Here is a 17,350-nt window from a genome sequence, read left to right as displayed (position 1 = left end):
AACGCTCGGCTGGGAAACCCCAGCCGAGCGCCTGCATAAACTCATCGCGGCCTGATCAAACCGACCACGTGTTGCAACGACCCCTAGAAACCGCCACCCGTGGGCGGGGCCTCCGCCGCAAGCGGCGCTGGACGAAGTGTCCGGTCCGGACGTATAGTCCATTCATGCCTGCCGAAGACCCCGACCCGCGCGTCCGGACCTGGTCACCGGTCTGCCGCGCGGTGGCCCTGCTGCTCGGCCCCTACGCCGAGGTGGTGCTGCACGACACCGCCACCGACCGGGTGCTCGCCATCTGGAACCCGATGACCACCCGCGCCCCCGGCGACCCCTCCCTGCTCGGCGAACTGGACCAGCTGGGCCCGTCCGCACCCGACGTCTACGGCCCCTACGAGAAGCTGCTGCCGGACGGCCGGCGGCTCTCCTCGGTCAGCGCCGTCCTGCGCGACCAGGCCGGACACCCCTCGGCGGTGCTCTGCGTCAACCTCGACCGCGGCCCGCTGGAACAGGCCGCCGCCCTGCTGGCGAACTTCGCCGCGCCCACCGCGCCCCGCCCCGAGCCGCTGTTCGAACGCGACTGGACCGAGCGGATGAACGACGTGATCGGCGGCCACGTCCGCGCCCAGGGCCGCCCGCTGGAACGCTTCACCCGCGAGGACCGGCTCACCGTGCTGCGCGAGCTGGACGAGGCCGGGGTCTTCGCCGTCCGCCGCGCCGTCCCCGCCGTCGCCATCGCACTGCGGATCTCCCGCTCCACCGCCTACGCCCTGCTCGCCGAGCTCAAGCACCCGGCAGGCCCCGGCCCCGGCGCCGCCGCGGGCCCCAGAAAGGACTGAGACCGATGACCCAGCTGCCCGACTTCCGGCTCGAAACCTACTTCTCGCGCTGGGAGTTCACCGCCCGCCACCACCTCACCGCCTCCGACGCCCAGACCATGACGATGGCGGAGCTGCTCGCCCTGGCCGGCCCCGAGGACCGCGAGGCCTGGGACACCCTCGCGCTCGGCTACACCGAGACCTACGGCGACCCGGGCCTGCGCCGGGCCATCGCCGGGATGTACGAGCGGGTCGAGGCGGACGACGTGATCTGCTTCGGCGGCGCGCAGGAGGGGATCAACCTCGCCATGCAGGTGCTGCTCGAACCGGGCGACCACGCCGTGGTGCTGACCCCCAACTACCAGTCCGCCGAGACGATCCCGCTCTCACTCTGCGAGGTCACCGGCGTCGCGCTGGACGAGCGGCAGGACTGGGCGCTCGACCTGGACGCGGTCGAGGCGGCGCTGCGCCCCAACACCAAACTGCTCTCGGTCAACTTCCCCAACAACCCGACCGGCACGCTGATCGACGCCGCCGACTTCACCCGCCTCGTCGACCTGTGCGAGGAGCGCGGCATCCGGCTGTTCTCGGACGAGGTCTACCGCGGGCTGGAGCGCGACCAGGCCCGCATCCTGCCGCAGGCCGCCGACCTGTCGGCGACGGCGCTCTCGCTCAACGTCACCTCCAAGTCGCTCGGCCTTCCCGGGCTGCGGATCGGCTGGATCGCCTGCCGGGACCGCGAGCTGCGCACCCGGCTGGAGCGGGCCAAGCACTACACCACCATCTGCAACTCGGCGCCCAGCGAGGTGCTGGCCCGGATCGCGATCACTGCCCGGGACCGGATCCTGGCCCGCAACCGGGGCATCATCGCGGAGAACCTGCCGCGCTTCGACGCCTTCTTCGCCGAGTTCCCCGAGCTCTTCGACTGGCGCGCCCCGGACGGCGGCTGTGTCGCCTACCCGCGCTACCTCGGCGCGGACGGGGTGGAGGACTTCTGCACGGCGCTGGTCGAGCAGGCGGGCGTGCTGCTGATGCCCGCGAGCATGTTCCGCTCCGAGCTCACCCCCACCCCGGCCGACCGCTTCCGGATCGGTGTCGGCCGCAGCGACCCGGGCCCGGCGCTGGCGGCCTTCGCCGACTGGCTCCGCAAGCGGTAGCGGACGCGAACGGCCGGGGCGGGCCGACCCTGAGGATCGGCGCCCCGGCTGCTGTGGCTGCCACAGGTCAGAGCTTCTGCCAGGCCGGCTTGGCCGCGTAGGTGTCGCGGAAGTAGTCGGCCAGCTTGAGGCGGGAGGCGGCGGCCTCGTCCACCACCACGGTGGCGTGCGGGTGCAGCTGCAGCGCCGAGGCGGGGACGGCGGCGGCGAGCGGGCCCTCGACGGCCAGTGCGACGGCCTCGGCCTTGGCCTCGCCGGTGGCGAGCAGCACCAGGTGGCGGGCCTCCAGGATGGTGCCGATGCCCTGGGTGATGACGTGGTGCGGGACCTCGTCGATGCTGTCGAAGAAGCGGGCGTTGTCCACCCGGGTCTGCCGGGTCAGGGTCTTGATCCGGGTCCGGGAGGCGAGCGAGGAGCAGGGCTCGTTGAAGCCGATGTGGCCGTCGGTGCCGATGCCGAGCAGCTGCAGGTCCACGCCGCCGGCCTCGGCCAGCGCGCGGTCGTAGGCGGTGGCGGCCGCGGCGATGTCGGCGGCGTTGCCGTCCGGGCCCAGGAAGGACTCCTCGGTCAGACCGAGCGGCTCCACGACCTCGCGCAGCACGACCGAGCGGTAGGACTCCGGGTGGCCGGCGGGCAGGCCGACGTACTCGTCCAGCTGGCAGATGCGCGCCCGGGAGGCGTCCAGACGGCCGTCCCGGACCCGGGCGGCGAGGGCCTGGTAGATCGGCAGCGGGGTCGAGCCGGTGGCGACGCCGAGCAGGGCCTCGGGCTTGTCGGTCAGCAGATCGGTGATCGCTGCGGCGATGAGTTCGCCGGCCGCTGTGGCGTCAGGGACGATCACGATTTCCATACTGGGTCCACCGTTCTGAGGCGAGTCTGAGGTCTAGACCTCCGAGGTCTAGACCAGTTTGCCGTGAACGGGGCCTCCAGGTCCACCCGGGGCCGGTGCGGACCTGTTCGGTGTCGCGCCTGGTGGGGGCCCTCGGGGCGGGTGTGGAACTCGGGGCGGGTGCGGAGGGAGCCGGGGTGCGAACGCCCCGGCTCCCGGTGCCCGGTCCTGCGGATGCCGCCTCGTCGTGCGGAACGGGTGGCGCGTCTCAACGGCCCCCGGTCAGAACGGGTTGGTACAGGTGGTGACCTGCTTGCTCGCGTCCAGCGCCGGACCGGCGGTGGCGCAGATGATGCGCGGGGCGGTGGCGGTCACGCGGGGGGTGACGGCCTGGGCCGAGCCGAGTCGCACGGTGGTGGCGCTGGCGACCGGCTCCCACGGGCTGCCCCAGGCCTGCTGGGTGCGGACCTCTACCTGAACCATCGTCAACTGGTTCGGGTCGGCGCTGACCTGGGCGACGCCGACGATGCCCTCGCCGTCGATCTGGTGCGATATGCAGGGGCGGTTGAGCATCGTGGCGCAGGCCGCGGTGCCGGGCTCGGACGTCGCCGTGGCGGCCATGGCGGGACCGGCCGTCAGGGTCGCGATCCCTGCCACCGTCATCATCACAGCTGCGATCCGAGTGCGCATGATACGAACCTCCTTGGAAATTAAGGGAATCTCACTCCTTGAGATGAGTCTTGCACAAATCATGGAGATGCTGCGTGTGCGTTGCGTCACACTCATGGTGACCGTTCAACTACTGGCTGCAATCGTTCGCTGAACGTTCAGCATACGGACGAACTGTGGTTTGATGGACGATCAGTTCTTGAGCGGACAACTCCCCGCCGACCGGCCCGGGTTGGCGGTGTTCCTTCACCCGTCCGAGTGGCGCCTTGCCGCTGCGGCGAATCGGCCGGATAGCATCGGACCGACCCCAGCGGAGGTGGCTGCGTGGACACGGTCATCGTGCAACTGCCCGGCCCGGGACCGGACATGGCGCCCGGAGCGGCGCCCGGACTGCTGCGGATGGGCCCGGGGGAGACGGCGGTGTTCGGGCGCGGCGAACCCGGTCGGCCGGTCGCCATCCCGCTGAGCGACCAGGGCGTCTCCCGCCGCGCCGGCGAGGTGGCCGCCGCCGAGGACTACTGGCGGCTGTCCAACTTCAGCACCACCGCCACCTATGTGGTGGAGAACCTGGAGGGCGCGGGGGAGCACGTCAAGGTGGCCCCCGGGCGGCTCGGCGCGCCCGTCCCCTTCGAGCTCTCCCGGGTACTCCTGCCCGCCCTCGGCGCACCCGCCACCTTCAAGGTCTTCGCCCCGCAGCACGCCTACCTGGACGGCGGCCCGAGCGGCGCCGACGGCGAGCGCACCGTCAGCCCCTTCTCCCTGGACCCGACCGCCAAGTACTTCCTCGTCCTGCTCGCGCTCTGCGAACCCCGGCTGCGCTCGCCCTCCACTGCCGCCGTCCCGGGCGTGACGGAGGTGCTGGCCCGGCTGCGCGCCCTGCCCTCCTGCCGCGGGCTGACCCGCTCGGCGGTGAACTACCACATCGATTACCTGGTGTGCACCAAACTGCGGCTGCGCGAGCCGTACGAACAGGGCCCGGCCGGCGGCAAGCGCGAGGAACTCGTCGCCCTGGCCCTGAAGTTCGACCTCGTCCGGGAGGAGCACCTGATCCTGCTCCCGCCCCGGCGCCCGATCGCCCGGCCGTGACCCCCTCCGATCGACCGGGCACCGCCCGGCCCGACCCCCGGCCGCCCGAGGAGCGGCGCCCTGCGCAGGCCCGCCCGCCCTTCGAGGTCCCCGAGGGCTACCCGCTGGCCGGCTACCGCACCGGCGCATTCCTCGGCGCGGGTGCCTGGGGCAGCGTCTACGCCGCCGAGGGCCCGGACGGCACCCCGGCCGCCGTCAAGATCCTCGGCCCGGCCCGGTTCAGCCCCGGCCAGCGCCGCACCGCGGCCCAGATGGCCCACAGCGAGCTGCGGTTCAGCCGCCGCGCCGACCACCCTCACCTGATCCGCACCCTCGCCGTGGTCACCGTCGAGGATCCCGACCACCCCGCCCTGGATGGCGCCGTGGCCCTGGTGATGGAACGCGCCGCCCGCAGCCTCCAGGACCTCCTCGCCACCGCCCGCCCCGGCGCGGCGATGCCCGGGGCCGAGCGCATCCTCGCCCAGGTCTGCGCCGGACTGACCCACATGCACCGGGGCGGCTGGGTCCACGGGGACCTCAAACCGGCCAACATCCTGCTGATGTCCGACGGCACCGCCAAGATCGCCGACTTCGGCCTCACCGCCGAACTGGAGGGCACCCACGCGTACGCCCCGCCGCTGGGCTCGCCCGACCACGTCCCGCCCGAGTGGTGGTCCCAGCGCACCGGCGCGCGCGGGGTCGCGCTGCGTCCCAGCGCCGACATCTGGGCCTTCGGGGTGATCGCCCACCAACTGCTCACCGGCGGGCTGCACCCCTTCCTCGGCGCCACCGCCCGGGCCCGCTCGCTGGCCGCCCAGGCGTACGCCCGCGGCGCGGCCCCGCTACGGCCGGACCAGGCGCTGCCCGCGCCCTGGCGCGCCGTGGTGGCCGCCTGCCTGACCGCCGACCGGAACCAGCGCGCCCGCACCGACCTCGCCGCGCTGGTCACCCGCGCCACCGCCGGTCCGACCGGGCGCCACCGTGCCGCCGGCCGGGCCGGCCTCGGCCTGCTGACCTGCGCCGTCGTCGTGCTCGCGCTGACCGGCGGCCCCGAGCCCGTCGGGTCGCACGCCCACCGGGCCGCGCCGCCGCCCGGGGCGATCCCGGCCGGCTCGGACGTCCCGACGGCCTATCGCGGCATGATCGAGGAGACGGCCCGGCGCTGCCCCGAGCCGGAGGTCACGCCGGTCCTGCTGGCCGCGATGCTCAAGGCCGAGAGCGGCTTCGACCCGAACGCGGCCCGTCCGGAGACCGGCGAGTACGGCATCGCGATGTGGACGCCCGCGGTCTTCGACGCGTGGTCCAAGGCCGCCAACCACCCCGGCCCCAAGTCCTACCTGGACCCGGGCGACGCGATCGCCGCGATGGGCAACTACGTCTGCTGGCTGGACCAGCAGCTCAAGCGACGCGGCTTCAGCCGCGACCTGCCCGCCCTGGTCACCGCCGCCTACCGCACCAGCGACAAGACCGTGGCGGCCGCCGGGGGCGTCCCGGAGCGGATCCGGCCGCATGTCGACAAGGTGCTCAGGTACCTTTCCGACTACGGCGGGTGACTGCCCGTATCGGGACGAGTTGTGTCACATCCATACGTATCCCGGCGCGGGCACCCGGGTGACCGGCCCGTGGTCTGGGATCCTCGGCCGCATGATCACGAAGCTCCGCGCGGTCACCGCGCAATGGACCGTCGTCGTCCCCGTGGTGGCGTTCGTCGTCCTCGCCCTGATCTGGCACGAGAACCTGCCCGGCTGGGTGGTGGGCGTGGTTGCGTGTTTCCTGGTCGGTGCCGTGCTGGCCGCCGTGCACCACGCCGAGGTCATCGCGCACTGGACCGGGGAGCCGTTCGGATCGCTCGTGCTCGCGGTGGCGGTCACCGTGATCGAGGTCGCGCTGATCGTGACGCTGATGGTCGACGGCGGGGAGAAGTCCTCCACCCTGGCCAGGGACACCGTGTTCGCCGCCGTGATGATCACCTGCAACGGGATCCTCGGCCTGTCCATCCTGGTGGCCGCGATCAAGTACCGCACCGCCGTCTTCAACGCCGAGGGCACCGGCGCCGCGCTCGCCTGTGTCGCGACCCTCGCCACGCTCAGCATGGTGCTGCCGACCTTCACCACCAGCGCGCCGGGCCCGCAGTTCTCCACCACCCAGCTGAGCTACGCGGCCACCGCCTCGCTGGTGGTGTACGGGCTGTTCGTGACCACCCAGACGCTGCGGCACCGGGACTACTTCCTGCCGGTCACCGCCGAGGGCAAGATCCGGGTGGACGACGACGAGCACGCGAGCCCGCCCACCCTCCGGGCCGCCGGGCTCAGCCTGTTGCTGCTGGGCGTCGCGCTGGTCGCGGTGGTGGGCCTGGCCAAGGGCGTCTCGCCGACCATCGAGTCCGCGGTGGACGACGCCGGGCTGCCGCACGCCGTGGTCGGCGTGGCGATCGCCATGATGGTGCTGCTGCCGGAGACCATCGCGGCGCTGCGCGCGGCCCTGCGCAACCGGGTGCAGACCAGCCTCAACCTGGCCCTGGGCTCGGCGCTCGCCAGCATCGGCCTGACCATCCCGGCGGTCGCGATCGCCTCCGCCTGGCTCTCCGGCCCGCTCGTCCTCGGCCTCGAACCGGCGCACATGGTGCTGCTGACGCTGACCGTCGTGCTCGGCACCCTGACGGTCATCCCGCGCCGGGCGACCATGCTCCAGGGAGCGGTGCACCTGGGGGTACTGGCGGAATTCGTGGTGCTGGCGGTGAACCCCTGAGGGCCTGTCCGCCGTACTTCTGAGTGGTGGAAGCCGCTGGCCCGTCCCCCCGTACGGGCCAGCGGCTTTCCTGTTGCCGCGGCTCAGGCGCGGCGTGCGGCCTCCGGAGGGCTCAGACCCCCGGAGGCCGCGGCCTCAGGCTCGGATGCCTCAGGAGGTGCGGCGACGGCGGGTGTAGACCACCGCGCCCGCGCCGGCGACCAGCAGGGCGGTGCCGGCGCCCGCGTACAGCAGGGTGCCGTCGCTACCGGTGGTGGCCAGCTTCTTGCCGTCCGAGGTCGCGCCCGGGATCGGGGTCGGGACGCTGACCTTGGCGGGCACGACCAGCGGCTGGTCCGGGCTGACCTTGGTACCGGTTCCGGGGTGCACCGGCACGGTGGCGGTCGGCGCGGTGGACGGGCCGGCGCTCGGGGCGGTGCTGGGCGCGTCGCTCGGGGCGTCGGTGGGGACGTCGGCGGCCGGGGTGGTCGGCGCGGGGGTCGCCGGGGTCGTCGCTGGCGGCTGGGTGGCCGGGGTGGTCGGCGGGACCGGCGCCGGGGTGGTGGTCGGGGTGGCCGAGTGGGTCGGCTCGGGGGTGTGGGTCGGGGTGGCCGAGTGGGTCGGCTCGGGGGTGTGGGTCGGCGCCGGGGTGTGCGACGGCGTCGGCGTGGCGGTGTGCGAGGGGGTGGTGCTCGGCACGGCGGTCGGGCTGGCCGACGGGGCCTTGGTCGGGGTGGCGGTCGGCGAGGGCTTGCCGGTCGGGGCCGGGGTCTGGCCGCCGCAGTCGACCTTGAAGACCTTGTGCTTGGGGTTGCTGACGTCCGGGTTCTCCGGCAGCTCGCCGTTGACCAGCGGGATGGCCTTCCAGAACAGCTTGTAGTGACCGTCCGGCAGGTTGATGTCCTCGGTGCGGACGTGGCCGTGGTCGTCGACCGGGAGGTCGCCGAACACGACGGGCTCGGTCATGTCGCTGTTCATGTCGAAGATCGCCCAGAGCACGTCCTGGTTCGGGTCGAAGCCGAAGGAGTCCAGGTAGAACGTGCAGACCTTGGGCTCGTTGCGCACGTCTTCCTGGCCGGTGGCAGCGTCGTGGATCTTCACGGTGCCGTTGTTGCCAGGGGCGCCCTTGCCGTTGCCGTTGCCGCCGGCGACGGCGTGCGCGGCGGGGGCGAGCAGCATCAGGGCGGCGGCGGTCGGGACGGCCACCAGGGTGCGCGCGGCGGTGGAGCGGATGTGCATGCGTGTTCCATCGGGTACGGCAGGTCGGGACGAACCTGCGCAGTGGGAGGGAGCCCTCGGGTCGGCCGCCGGACCAGAGGCCGGTGCCGTACGAGCGGGAGGGGACAAAAGTTCCGCAGTCAGAAACGTGACGCAAGGGAGGTTTGGCCGAAATACATCGCTGAGAGCGATAGATCCGATTAGTCCGTTGCAACAATCCGATCACCTGGTTGTGTTCGACTCGTGTGTGCCGCAGGTGGTCGAGGTGCCGGTCAATGGCGGGTTCCGCGTCGACGGGTGAACCGACGGGCCGCGCGGGTGGCCGGTTTCGGCCGGTCGGCGGGCCGGGGTCGCGTGTCGGGGCGGCGGGCCGGTGCCGAGGTTCTCTATCGTCCGTCTGGAACCGCCCAGCCCGCTCGTTCCGTTGGGTGATCTGGTGTGTGTTCCGTTGTCATGCGCAGCCGATCCGACCCAGGGGGAATGCACGATGCCCGGCCCAGAGCAGCAGGTGCGACCGGACCGACCGGCGGTCGGCCCGACCGAGGACAGCGCCGACGTCATCGTGGTCGGCGCCGGACCGTCCGGCGCCACCGCGGCCTACCACCTCGCCCGTACCGGCCTGGACGTCCTGCTGCTGGAGAAGTCCGCCTTCCCGCGCGAGAAGGTCTGCGGGGACGGCCTCACCCCGCGCACCGTCAAGCAGTTGGTCGACATGGGCATCGACGTCTCCGAGGAGGCCGGATGGCTGCACAACCGGGGCCTGCGGCTGATCTCCGGGCGGCGATCACTGGAGTTCGACTGGCCCGAGCTGTCCGCCTTCCCCGGCTACGGACTGGTCCGGCGCCGCGCCGACTTCGACGAACTGCTCGCCCGCAAGGCCGCCTCGGCCGGCGCCCGGCTGGTCGAACGCGCCAACGTGGCAGGCCCGTTGACGGACGAGCGGACCGGCCGGATCACCGGCGTCACCGCCAAGCTGGGCGAGGACCGCAGGCCCGTCGAGTTCCGGGCCCCGATCGTGGTCGCCGCCGACGGCAACTCCACCCGGCTGTCCGTCGCGATGAAGCGCCACCGGCGCACCGACCGCGCGATGGGCGTGGCCTACCGCACCTACTTCACCACCCCGCGCCACGAGGACCGCTACCTGGAGGCCTGGCTCGACCTGCGCGACCCCAGCGATCCCGCGCGCCGCCTCCTGCCCGGCTACGCCTGGGTGTTCGGCATGGGCGACGGCACCGCCAACGTCGGCCTCGGCGTCCTGGACACCTCGAAGACCGACGTCGACTGGCGGGAACTGCTGCGCCGCTGGTGCGCTGACCTCCCGCCCAGCTACGGCTACACCCCCGAGGCTGTCACCGAGCCCATCCGCGGCTCCGCCCTCCCGATGGGCCTCAATCGCCAACCCCACTACGCCGACGGCTTGTTGCTGATCGGCGACGCCGGCGGCACGGTCAGCCCCGGCACCGGCGAGGGCATCGCCTACGCGATGGAGTCCGGCCGCTACGCCGCCGAGACCATCGTCCAGGCCCACGCCCGCCGCACCGACCGCGGCCGCGAACTCGCCCTGCGCGCCTACCCGCAGGCGCTGCGCTCCGCGTACGCGGGCTACTTCGCGCTCGGCCGGCTGGCGGCCGACCTGCTCGGCCGTCCCAAGCTGCTGGGCGCGGCGGGGATGGCCGGACTCGGCAACCCGGCGCTGTTGAAGATCGCGTTCCGGCTGGTGGTCAACCTGACCGAGCCCAACTCCAAGGACGCCCTCGACCGGCTGCTCCACCTGCTAGGGCGGGTCGCGCCGGGGCGGTGAGGCCGGGGCCGGACCGCTCATTCTTTCGGATGAGCGGTCTTGGTGTCGCGAGGTTGGCCGAAACCGGGGAATTCAGCACGCGGTCAGCCACGTCGTGTTGACGAATGATCAGCGAATCCGCTTGCCTGGTGGCGAACCCGACACGGAGGGTGAGTGAAACGCCCCTTCGTGCGTACCTTCTCGACCGACTTCCTTCGACGGAGACACCGTGCGCCTTCGCCTTCGCCTGCTCGTCGCGCCCCTCGCCGCGGCGGCCGCCGTGCTCGCCCCGAGCATCCCGGCCGCCGCCGACACCAAGGCGACCCCGTCCGGCCAGTGCTCCGCCGCCTTCTTCGACAACGACGCGCGTCTCGGCCCCCAGGACCTCCCGACCACCGGCCCGGTCGGCTGGCAGCTCATCGGCTACCAGCGCACCGGCGGCGCGAGCGACCAGGACTTCCTGACCAAGTACTACGACCAGGCCGCCAACGGTGGCAAGGGCGGCTGGATCTACCCGCCGGCCGACGGCTACGCAACCCTCCCCGACGGCACCCCGATCGAGTCCGACCTCACGCTCTACCCGGACGAGAACATCGACCGCTACGGCAGCGAGTACGGCTCGTTCCTCGCCCCCGAGGGCGAGCCCTACGCCAACCGCGCCATCCCGCCGCAGAGCCTCGACGGCACCCCGGCGGCCGGCTGCAACTACCACGACTACAAGGTGGTCAAGCCGTTCACGGTGCACGCCGGCCCGATCGCGCCCTGGTTCAACCAGCCCGGCTGGGGCCTGCAGTACCAGCTCGACGCCTCCCTGCTGCCCGGCGGCCCGGCCAGGCTGAACGTGCTGTGGCTGGTGGAGAACGGCTACCTGGCCCGGATCTGACCGGGCGCCGCGCGCGGCCCCCCGTCGCCCGCGCGGGCCGTCAGCGGCTCGACCACGGCCCGATCCCCGCACTCGGGGAGCCCGTCCGGAACCGGGTAAATCGCTGGCGGGCGCGGGCGGACAGAGGGTAGGAAGGCCGGGTGACCCTCAGCGACACCGCGACCGACCAGCGCCTCTTCCGCCCCGCCGTCGTCGACCTGGGCGACGTCCAGCTGCGCCCGTGGGGCCGCGCCCTGGACCTGACCGGCGGCACCGTCGCCGCCGTGATCGCGGCCGCGGCCGACCCGGAGATCGCCCGCTGGAACCCGCTGCGCGACGCCACCGACCCGGCCGGCGCCGAGGCCTACCTCGACCGCTCCGACGCCGGCTGGGCCGATGGCAGCACAGCCTCCTTCGCCATCACCGACTCGGCCGACGGCACCCTCTGCGGCAACGTCGCCCTGCTCTGGACCGACCAGGCCGACGGCGTCGCCATGGTCGGCTACTGGCTGCTCCGCGCCGCCCGCGGCCGCGGCCTGGCCACCCGCGCCACCACCGCCGTCACCCGCTGGGGCGTGCGTACCGCCGGCCTGCGCCGGATCGAGCTCTACCACGACGTCGACAACCAGGCCTCCTGCCGCGTCGCCAACCGCGCCGGCTTCCCGTACGAGGGCACCCTGCGGGCCTCCTACCGCCACGGCGACGGCCCCTACACGAACGAGCACCTGCACGCCCGCCTGGCCACCGACCCGGAGGTGGGACTCGGCTGACACGCCCTGGGCCCGCGATCGCCCTCAAGGCTTCTGACGGAACGTGAGGGACGGGCGACGACGCTTCGGCACCACTACGGCGGGGTCGACGTCAGTGGTACTGGGCGAGCTGGATGAGGTTGCCGCAGGTGTCGTCCAGGACGGCGATGGTGGCCGGGCCCGTCGCCAGCGGCTCCTGGGTGAAGCGCACCCCGAGGCGGTGCAGGCGGTCGTACTCGGCGTGCACGTTGTCCACCGCGAACTGGGCGGCCGGGATGCCGTCCTCGACCAGGGCCGTCTTGTACGGCCCGACGGCGCGGTGCACGTCCGGCTCCAGCAGCAGTTCGGTGCCGTCGGGCTGTTCGGGGGAGACCACCGTGAGCCAGCGGTACTCGCCGAGCGAGACCTCGGTCTTCTTCACGAAGCCCAGGATCTCGGTGTAGAAGCGCAGCGCCTTGTCCTGGTCGTCGACGAACACGGTGGTCAGGTTGATCCTCATGGGTTGTGCCCTTCGGTGTGCGCTGGTACCGGCGGCCGTCGCCGAGCCGATCGTAGATCGCGCGCAGCCAGGGCTGCCGGACGGCGGGCAGCCGGGCGAGGCGGTGGAGCAGCAGGCGCCGGTCGGGCTCGAACACCATCCACGGGTGCGGCGGCAGCGGGTCGTCGCGCTCCTCGCCCACGCGCCGGCGGGCCGTGGACGGGGTGGGCGGGAAGGCCAGGTACGTCCACACCTCGGCGTCCAGCGGGACGGGTACCGCGTCGCCCGGGGGCTGCCAGGCGACGCCCGTCCACGGGTGGCGGGGGACGAGGGCGATGTCCGGGGCCGGATCGGGGGTCAGCCCGGGCCCGGCCAGGCCCAGCGTGCGGGCCGGGCCCTCAGCGGGGAGCAGCCGGTCCAGGGTGCGGCCGATGGTCTCGGCGAGCAGACCGGCGGGCACGGCCACCGGCTCGCCGCCGGAGGCCGCCAGGACCTCGGCCAGGGCGGGCGCCCTCCCGGCGTGCGTGCGGCGGCAGCGCCACCTCGGTGACCGGCCCGGTCAGCTCCGCACCGCACCCCGCACACGCGAACACCGCCACCCGTTCCCCCCTCGCGGACTACCGGAGTATCCCGGCCCGCGAACGGGCCGCCGAGCGGTTTTCGCGGACCCGCGAACCCCTCCCCGGCAGGCAGCGCGCGCGGCCGTGCGGCGTCCTAACCTGGAAGGGCGCGTACGGTGTGTGGCCTGCGGAACGGAAGTGCGGAAGCGGTGGCCATGACGGTGATCTCGGCAGCTCTGTTCGGTACCGACTGGCGGCCCCGGCTGCCCGGCGGCGCCGAGCTGCTGCGCGAGTGCGCCGCCCGGGGCTGGACGGTCGTGCTGACCGGGCCCGGTCCGGCCGGGGCGCCCGCCCTGACCGTGGCCGCTCCCGGCAGCGACCCGGTACGGGCGGGCCTGCAGCTGGTGGACGGCCTGCCCTCGCACGCCGTGGCCGTCGCCGGGAGCGTGCGCGAGGTGCTGGCGGCGCGGCGGGCCGGGGTGCCCTGCGTCGCCCTGCAGACCGGCGGGGACGCCGGCCCCGAGCTGAGGGCGGCCGGCGCGGTCGAGGTCCACCGCGACGCCGCCGCCCTGCTGCGTGTCCTGGACGACAGTCTGCTCGCCCGTCCCCGGGCCTTCGGCCCCGTGGGCGTCGGAACAGGCGGTCCCGGGGACGGTTAGCGCCGGCCCGTACCGGGCAACGGCCCGGGTGCGAGCACGTCACCGGAAGTGTCGGAGGTGACCGAGATGGACGGACCCGCGTTGAGCGGATGGGAGCGGCGGCTCCTCGAGGAGATCGAGTCCGATCTGCGCCAGGACACACGCCTGGACCGGAAACTGAGCACCATGGGTGCCAAACGGCCGAGCCGGTTCCTGGGCGCGCTGCGCAGCGCCGGGCGCCGGATCTCGGCCGGGGTGGTGGTGACCGCGCTGGTGATGACGGCGATCTGTCTGAGCATCGGCGTACGGACCCCGACCACGGCCGTGCTGATCGCCCTCGGGGTGGTCTGGACGGCCTCGGTGGCGGCCGCGGTCGCCACCGCCGAGTTGTTGCGGCGCCGTCGCCGGGGCGCGAGCGGGGCCGAGCCGGTCGACCCGGACCGGGAGGAGCGGCGCGAACGCCGTGAACGCCGCCCTTGGGACCGGCCGGAGGCGTGAGGTGACGTGAGCTGATGAGTACCGACCTGTGGGAGTACCGCCCGGGCTCCCATCCCGCTGCCGACCTGACCCTGGTCGGGTACGAGGTGCACGCGACCGACGGCCCGCTCGGCCGGGTCGAGCAGGACGCCGGGGACCATCTGTTGGTCGACGCCTCGGTCTGGGTGCCCGGCAACCGGGTGCTGGTCCCGGTCGGCCTGGTTGCCCGGATCGACCACCTGGACCTCGCCGTCCACCTCGACTGCCCGCGGGCCCGGCTCAGCTCCGCCCCGCCGACCGCCGAGGGCCTGACCGCCCCCCGCACGCGCTGAGCCATGCCCTGGCCGTCCACGACCCTCACCGGCCGGACGATCGCCCTCCTGGTCGCTCCGTACGGCGTCGAGCAGGAGGAACTGACCTCGCCCTGGCAGGCGGTCGCCGAGTCCGGCGGCACCCCGCGGCTGCTCTCCACCGCCGCGGGGCGGGTCCAGGCCGTCCGGCACCGCGCGCTCGGGGACACCTTCGCGGTGGACGCCCTGGTGGCGGAGGCGGACCCGGCCGACTACGACGCACTGGTGCTGCCCGGCGGCCTCGCCAACCCGGACCGGCTCCGGTTGGACCGGGCGGCGGTCGCCTTCGTGCACGGCTGCTGCGCCTCCGGCCGCCCGGTCGCGGCGATCTGCCATGCGCCGTGGACCCTGATCGAGGCCGACGCCGTCCGCGGCCGCACCCTCACGTCCTGGCCCAGCCTGCGCACCGACCTGGTGAACGCGGGTGCCCACTGGGTGGACGAGGAGGTGCACGTCTGCCACGACGGGCCCGGCGTCCTGGTGACCAGCCGCAAACCGGGGGACCTGCCGGTCTTCAACGACGCCCTGGTCACCGAGTTCGCCCACGCGACGGCGAAGCGGTACCCGACCTGAGGCGCTCCCTCAGACGAGGGTGAAGGCGCTCTGGTAGGTACCGCCCTCCGGGGCGGGCGCCTCCCAGCAGGTGAACCGGGCGCCGGGCAGGTCCGACAGGCCGATTCCCAGCGCTTGCGTCAGGGTGGTGGCCACCGTCTTGCGCGGGCCGGCGGAGCCGTCGGCCACCTGGTAGCGGACGAGCGCCCCGCGGACGTCCACCACGACGTACTCGACCCACTGGCCGGGCAGGTCCAGCGGGTCGAACTCCGTTGCCTGGTCGGCGAGTCGGCTGGTGATCGGGTTGCCGCAGAGCCCGCAGTCCGGCGCTTCGAGAGGTTCGTGAGGTTCGTGACGGTCGTGCACGGCGCAGAGCGTAGCGCCCGCGCCGGGAGGGCCGGAGCGGAGCTCAGTCCCCGCGCAGGCGGACGAAGGCGGCGGTGGGCGGGCGGCCGGTGAGGGTGAGTTCGGCGCGCAGGGGGGTGGTGAGGGGGTGGACCGGGCCGTGGCCGGGGTCGACGGCGGGCGGGCCGAGGAGCGGGGCGGCGGCCTCGGCGATCTCGCGGGACTGTACGGGGGTGAGCCGGGGGGTGGTCAACAGGATCCGGTCGTCGTCGAGTCGGACCACCAGTGCGTACGGGCGGGTGGCCGGGCCGGTGAGGGCGTGGACGGTGGCGTCCACGGTGTCGCTGCGGCGGTACTTGACCCAGGCGCGGCCCGCGCCGCGCGGGCGGTAGGGGGAGCCGGCGGCCTTGCAGACCAGGCCCTCCACGCCGAGGTCGGCGAGTCGGGCCATCCACTCCATCGCCTCCGCCCGGTCCGTGGTGGCCATCACCGGCTGGATCGGCGGCGGGACGTCGGCCAGGGCGGCGAGCAGCAGGCGGCGCCGGTCGGTGAACGGGAGGCGCCGGATGTCACGGCCGGGCAGGGCGAGCAGGTCGAAGGCGATCAGCCCGAGGGCGACGTCCGGGGCGGCCGCCCGGGCCTGACGGGTGTGCAGCAGTTCCTCGAAGGCGAACCGGCCCGCGCGCCAGGCGACCAGTTCGGCGTCCAGCACCAGCCCCTCGGGCAGCCGGGCGACGGCGGAGGCGATCGGCGGGAACTCCGGCGCGAGGTCGCGGCCGGAGCGGGACTGCAGGACGGCGGGGCGGTCACCGCGGGCGAAGGCGACGCAGCGGAAGCCGTCCAGCTTCAGTTCGTACTGGACCCCGCCCCCGCCCAGCCCGTCGGCGGGCGGGACGGCGGTGACGGCGGCGGGGCGCATCACCTCGACGGGCGGCTGCAGCACCTGGCGGGGCCGGCCGGGGGCTGCGGACGTCCTGGGCGTGTCGGACGTCCTGGGCGCGCGTGACGGCGCGGGCGCGGCACCCGGGGCGGGCGCGCCGGGCAGCGGCCGGGCCTCGGCCGGGTCCAGCAGCGGCGCGAACAGGTCGCCCTCGGCCGCCAGCCGGTCGGGGACCTCGGCGAGGGTGAGGACGAGGTCCGCCTCCGCGCGCGCCCGCTCCAGCTCGGCCCAGGAGAGCGGGGCGGAGACCGTCGGCAGCGGCCGGGCCCGCAGGGTGTACGGGGCGGCGGTGGTCTTCTTGGCGTTGTTCTGCGACCAGTCGACCAGCACCCGGCCGCGGCGGCGCGCCTTGGCCATGGTGTGCACCACCAGCTCCGGGTGCTCGGCCTCCAGGGCGGCGGCCAGCGCCTTGGCGTAACCGGAGACCTCGGCGCTGGGCGTGGGCTCGATCGGCACCAGCAGGTGCAGCCCCTTGGAGCCGGAGGTCTTCACCCAGGCGGAGAGGCCGTCCGCGGCCAGCCGCTCGCGCAGCAGCAGCGCGACCGCCCGGCAGGTCAGCACGTCCGCGCCCGCGCCCGGGTCGAGGTCCAGCACCAGCCGGTCGGCCAGGCCGGGTGCGGCCGCGTGCCACTGCGGGACGTGCAGTTCCAGACAGCCCAGGTTGGCGACCGCGAGCAGCGCCGCGCCGTCCTCCAGCACCACCTGGCGCAGGTCGCCGCCGCTGCTGGGCACCTCCACCGTGCGCACCCAGTCCGGGGTGCCGGGCGGCGGGTTCTTGGCGACGAAGACCTCGGCCTCGACGCCGTCCGGGCAGCGCAGGAAGGAGACCGGGCGGTCGCGCAGGTGGGGGAGCAGGGCGGCGTGCACGGCGGCGTAGTAGCGCAGCACCTCGCCCTTGGGGGTGCCGGTGCGCGGGTAGTACACCTTGTCGAGGTGGGAGAGGGCGAGGGTGCGCCCGTCCACCGTCATCTGCGGCATGGGCCGTCTCCGAAGCGTCCTGCGGTGGTCCCCGCAGCCAGTCTGCCGCGCCGCGACCACGACCGCCCGGGGCCTTCACCGTCCTTGGTATCGGCGTTGCGGCGTCGGCCCTCGCGGTCGCGGGTGGGCGCGGTGTTGCCTATGGTGATGGCACGGTCACACCG

Annotated in this window: 18 protein-coding genes and 1 pseudogene; 12 read left to right on the top strand and 7 right to left on the bottom strand. The window is 73.9% G+C overall.

Annotated features, from left to right (window positions below):
• The first annotated feature begins 164 nt into the window (after nt 1-164).
• Nucleotides 165-833, top strand: coding sequence for a transcriptional regulator (locus ACGF12_RS12495; RefSeq protein ID WP_393028265.1), 669 nt, complete (start codon nt 165-167; stop codon nt 831-833).
• Between the two features lie 5 nt (nt 834-838).
• Nucleotides 839-1,969 (top strand): aminotransferase class I/II-fold pyridoxal phosphate-dependent enzyme, encoded by a 1,131-nt coding sequence (locus ACGF12_RS12490; RefSeq protein WP_393028264.1) that lies wholly within the window; start codon nt 839-841, stop codon nt 1,967-1,969.
• Nucleotides 1,970-2,036: 67 nt separating this feature from the next.
• On the opposite strand, the gene nagB is transcribed toward ACGF12_RS12490, so the two are convergent.
• Both nagB and ACGF12_RS12480 read right to left on the bottom strand, forming a co-directional pair.
• Nucleotides 2,037-2,819 carry a glucosamine-6-phosphate deaminase gene (gene nagB / locus ACGF12_RS12485; protein WP_393028263.1) on the bottom strand — a complete coding sequence of 261 codons (783 nt, stop codon included), beginning with the start codon at nt 2,817-2,819 and terminating at the stop codon, nt 2,037-2,039.
• A 261-nt stretch (nt 2,820-3,080) separates the two neighbouring features.
• Nucleotides 3,081-3,488 carry a hypothetical protein gene (locus ACGF12_RS12480; protein WP_393028262.1) on the bottom strand — a complete coding sequence of 136 codons (408 nt, stop codon included), beginning with the start codon at nt 3,486-3,488 and terminating at the stop codon, nt 3,081-3,083.
• Nucleotides 3,489-3,791: 303 nt separating this feature from the next.
• Between ACGF12_RS12480 and ACGF12_RS12475 the strand changes: the two genes are divergently transcribed.
• The 3 genes from ACGF12_RS12475 to ACGF12_RS12465 all read left to right on the top strand — a co-directional run bounded on the left by ACGF12_RS12475 (nt 3,792) and on the right by ACGF12_RS12465 (nt 7,280).
• Entirely contained in the window at nt 3,792-4,553 is a 762-nt protein-coding gene (locus tag ACGF12_RS12475) for a serine/threonine protein kinase (RefSeq protein WP_393028261.1), read from the top strand.
• Nucleotides 4,550-6,085: a serine/threonine-protein kinase gene (locus tag ACGF12_RS12470; protein ID WP_393028260.1), complete on the top strand. Its 1,536-nt coding sequence runs from the start codon at nt 4,550-4,552 to the stop codon at nt 6,083-6,085. Before ACGF12_RS12475 ends, ACGF12_RS12470 begins: the two co-directional genes overlap by 4 nt.
• 91 nt (nt 6,086-6,176) lie before the next feature.
• The gene (locus ACGF12_RS12465; protein ID WP_393028259.1) at nt 6,177-7,280 is read left to right on the top strand and encodes a calcium:proton antiporter; all 1,104 of its coding nucleotides are present in this window, start codon (nt 6,177-6,179) and stop codon (nt 7,278-7,280) included.
• 150 nt (nt 7,281-7,430) lie between these two features.
• Here ACGF12_RS12465 and ACGF12_RS12460 read toward each other — a convergent pair whose 3' ends face one another.
• On the bottom strand, nt 7,431-8,498 hold the full coding sequence (locus tag ACGF12_RS12460; protein WP_393028258.1) for an LPXTG cell wall anchor domain-containing protein: 1,068 nt from the start codon (nt 8,496-8,498) through the stop codon (nt 7,431-7,433).
• 466 nt (nt 8,499-8,964) lie between these two features.
• Here ACGF12_RS12460 and ACGF12_RS12455 point away from each other — a divergent pair, with 466 nt between their 5' ends.
• The 3 genes from ACGF12_RS12455 (at nt 8,965) to ACGF12_RS12445 (ending at nt 11,889) form a co-directional block, all read left to right on the top strand.
• A complete protein-coding gene (locus ACGF12_RS12455) occupies nt 8,965-10,278 on the top strand; it encodes a geranylgeranyl reductase family protein (protein WP_393028257.1) in 1,314 nt (437 codons plus the stop codon).
• A 208-nt stretch (nt 10,279-10,486) separates the two neighbouring features.
• Nucleotides 10,487-11,140 carry a TNT domain-containing protein gene (locus ACGF12_RS12450; RefSeq protein WP_393028256.1) on the top strand — a complete coding sequence of 218 codons (654 nt, stop codon included), beginning with the start codon at nt 10,487-10,489 and terminating at the stop codon, nt 11,138-11,140.
• Between the two features lie 140 nt (nt 11,141-11,280).
• A complete protein-coding gene (locus tag ACGF12_RS12445) occupies nt 11,281-11,889 on the top strand; it encodes a GNAT family N-acetyltransferase (RefSeq protein WP_393028255.1) in 609 nt (202 codons plus the stop codon).
• A gap of 91 nt (nt 11,890-11,980) precedes the next feature.
• On the opposite strand, the gene ACGF12_RS12440 is transcribed toward ACGF12_RS12445, so the two are convergent.
• Complete coding sequence (locus ACGF12_RS12440) at nt 11,981-12,367, bottom strand: VOC family protein (protein ID WP_393028254.1); 387 nt, start codon at nt 12,365-12,367, stop codon at nt 11,981-11,983.
• Between the two features lie 754 nt (nt 12,368-13,121).
• Here ACGF12_RS12440 and ACGF12_RS12435 point away from each other — a divergent pair.
• From ACGF12_RS12435 to ACGF12_RS12420, 4 genes are all read left to right on the top strand, one after another.
• Entirely contained in the window at nt 13,122-13,565 is a 444-nt protein-coding gene (locus tag ACGF12_RS12435) for an HAD family hydrolase (RefSeq protein ID WP_393028253.1), read from the top strand.
• 66 nt (nt 13,566-13,631) lie between these two features.
• Nucleotides 13,632-14,042, top strand: coding sequence for a hypothetical protein (locus ACGF12_RS12430; protein ID WP_393028252.1), 411 nt, complete (start codon nt 13,632-13,634; stop codon nt 14,040-14,042).
• 14 nt (nt 14,043-14,056) lie between these two features.
• Nucleotides 14,057-14,353, top strand: coding sequence for a PRC-barrel domain containing protein (locus ACGF12_RS12425; RefSeq protein ID WP_393028251.1), 297 nt, complete (start codon nt 14,057-14,059; stop codon nt 14,351-14,353).
• 3 nt (nt 14,354-14,356) lie between these two features.
• Entirely contained in the window at nt 14,357-14,944 is a 588-nt protein-coding gene (locus ACGF12_RS12420) for a type 1 glutamine amidotransferase domain-containing protein (protein ID WP_393028250.1), read from the top strand.
• Nucleotides 14,945-14,953: 9 nt separating this feature from the next.
• On the opposite strand, the gene ACGF12_RS12415 is transcribed toward ACGF12_RS12420, so the two are convergent.
• The 3 genes and pseudogenes from ACGF12_RS12415 to ligD all read right to left on the bottom strand — a co-directional run.
• Entirely contained in the window at nt 14,954-15,289 is a 336-nt protein-coding gene (locus ACGF12_RS12415) for a hypothetical protein (protein WP_393028249.1), read from the bottom strand.
• Nucleotides 15,290-15,332: 43 nt separating this feature from the next.
• Complete coding sequence (locus ACGF12_RS12410) at nt 15,333-16,187, bottom strand: DNA ligase (RefSeq protein WP_393028268.1); 855 nt, start codon at nt 16,185-16,187, stop codon at nt 15,333-15,335.
• 120 nt (nt 16,188-16,307) lie between these two features.
• Nucleotides 16,308-17,186 (bottom strand): annotated as a pseudogene (gene ligD / locus ACGF12_RS12405) (non-homologous end-joining DNA ligase); the annotation flags it as partial.
• Nucleotides 17,187-17,350 lie beyond the last annotated feature (164 nt).

The sequence above is a fragment of the Kitasatospora sp. NPDC048296 genome, assembly GCF_043201815.1.
GTDB lineage: Bacteria > Actinomycetota > Actinomycetes > Streptomycetales > Streptomycetaceae > Kitasatospora.
This window is presented reverse-complemented; position numbering and strand designations above follow the sequence as displayed.

Excerpts from the sequence above, each read along its gene's own strand:
- ACGF12_RS12495 (WP_393028265.1), top strand. The coding sequence starts at position 165 with ATGCCTGCCGAAGACCCCGACCCGCGCGTCCGGACCTGGTCACCGGTC.
- ACGF12_RS12490 (WP_393028264.1), top strand. The coding sequence starts at position 839 with ATGACCCAGCTGCCCGACTTCCGGCTCGAAACCTACTTCTCGCGCTGG.
- nagB (WP_393028263.1), bottom strand. The coding sequence starts at position 2,819 with ATGGAAATCGTGATCGTCCCTGACGCCACAGCGGCCGGCGAACTCATC.
- ACGF12_RS12480 (WP_393028262.1), bottom strand. The coding sequence starts at position 3,488 with ATGCGCACTCGGATCGCAGCTGTGATGATGACGGTGGCAGGGATCGCG.
- ACGF12_RS12465 (WP_393028259.1), top strand. The coding sequence starts at position 6,177 with ATGATCACGAAGCTCCGCGCGGTCACCGCGCAATGGACCGTCGTCGTC.
- ACGF12_RS12460 (WP_393028258.1), bottom strand. The coding sequence starts at position 8,498 with ATGCACATCCGCTCCACCGCCGCGCGCACCCTGGTGGCCGTCCCGACC.
- ACGF12_RS12455 (WP_393028257.1), top strand. The coding sequence starts at position 8,965 with ATGCCCGGCCCAGAGCAGCAGGTGCGACCGGACCGACCGGCGGTCGGC.
- ACGF12_RS12440 (WP_393028254.1), bottom strand. The coding sequence starts at position 12,367 with ATGAGGATCAACCTGACCACCGTGTTCGTCGACGACCAGGACAAGGCG.
- ACGF12_RS12435 (WP_393028253.1), top strand. The coding sequence starts at position 13,122 with ATGACGGTGATCTCGGCAGCTCTGTTCGGTACCGACTGGCGGCCCCGG.
- ACGF12_RS12430 (WP_393028252.1), top strand. The coding sequence starts at position 13,632 with ATGGACGGACCCGCGTTGAGCGGATGGGAGCGGCGGCTCCTCGAGGAG.
- ACGF12_RS12425 (WP_393028251.1), top strand. The coding sequence starts at position 14,057 with ATGAGTACCGACCTGTGGGAGTACCGCCCGGGCTCCCATCCCGCTGCC.
- ACGF12_RS12420 (WP_393028250.1), top strand. The coding sequence starts at position 14,357 with ATGCCCTGGCCGTCCACGACCCTCACCGGCCGGACGATCGCCCTCCTG.
- ACGF12_RS12410 (WP_393028268.1), bottom strand. The coding sequence starts at position 16,187 with ATGCGCCCCGCCGCCGTCACCGCCGTCCCGCCCGCCGACGGGCTGGGC.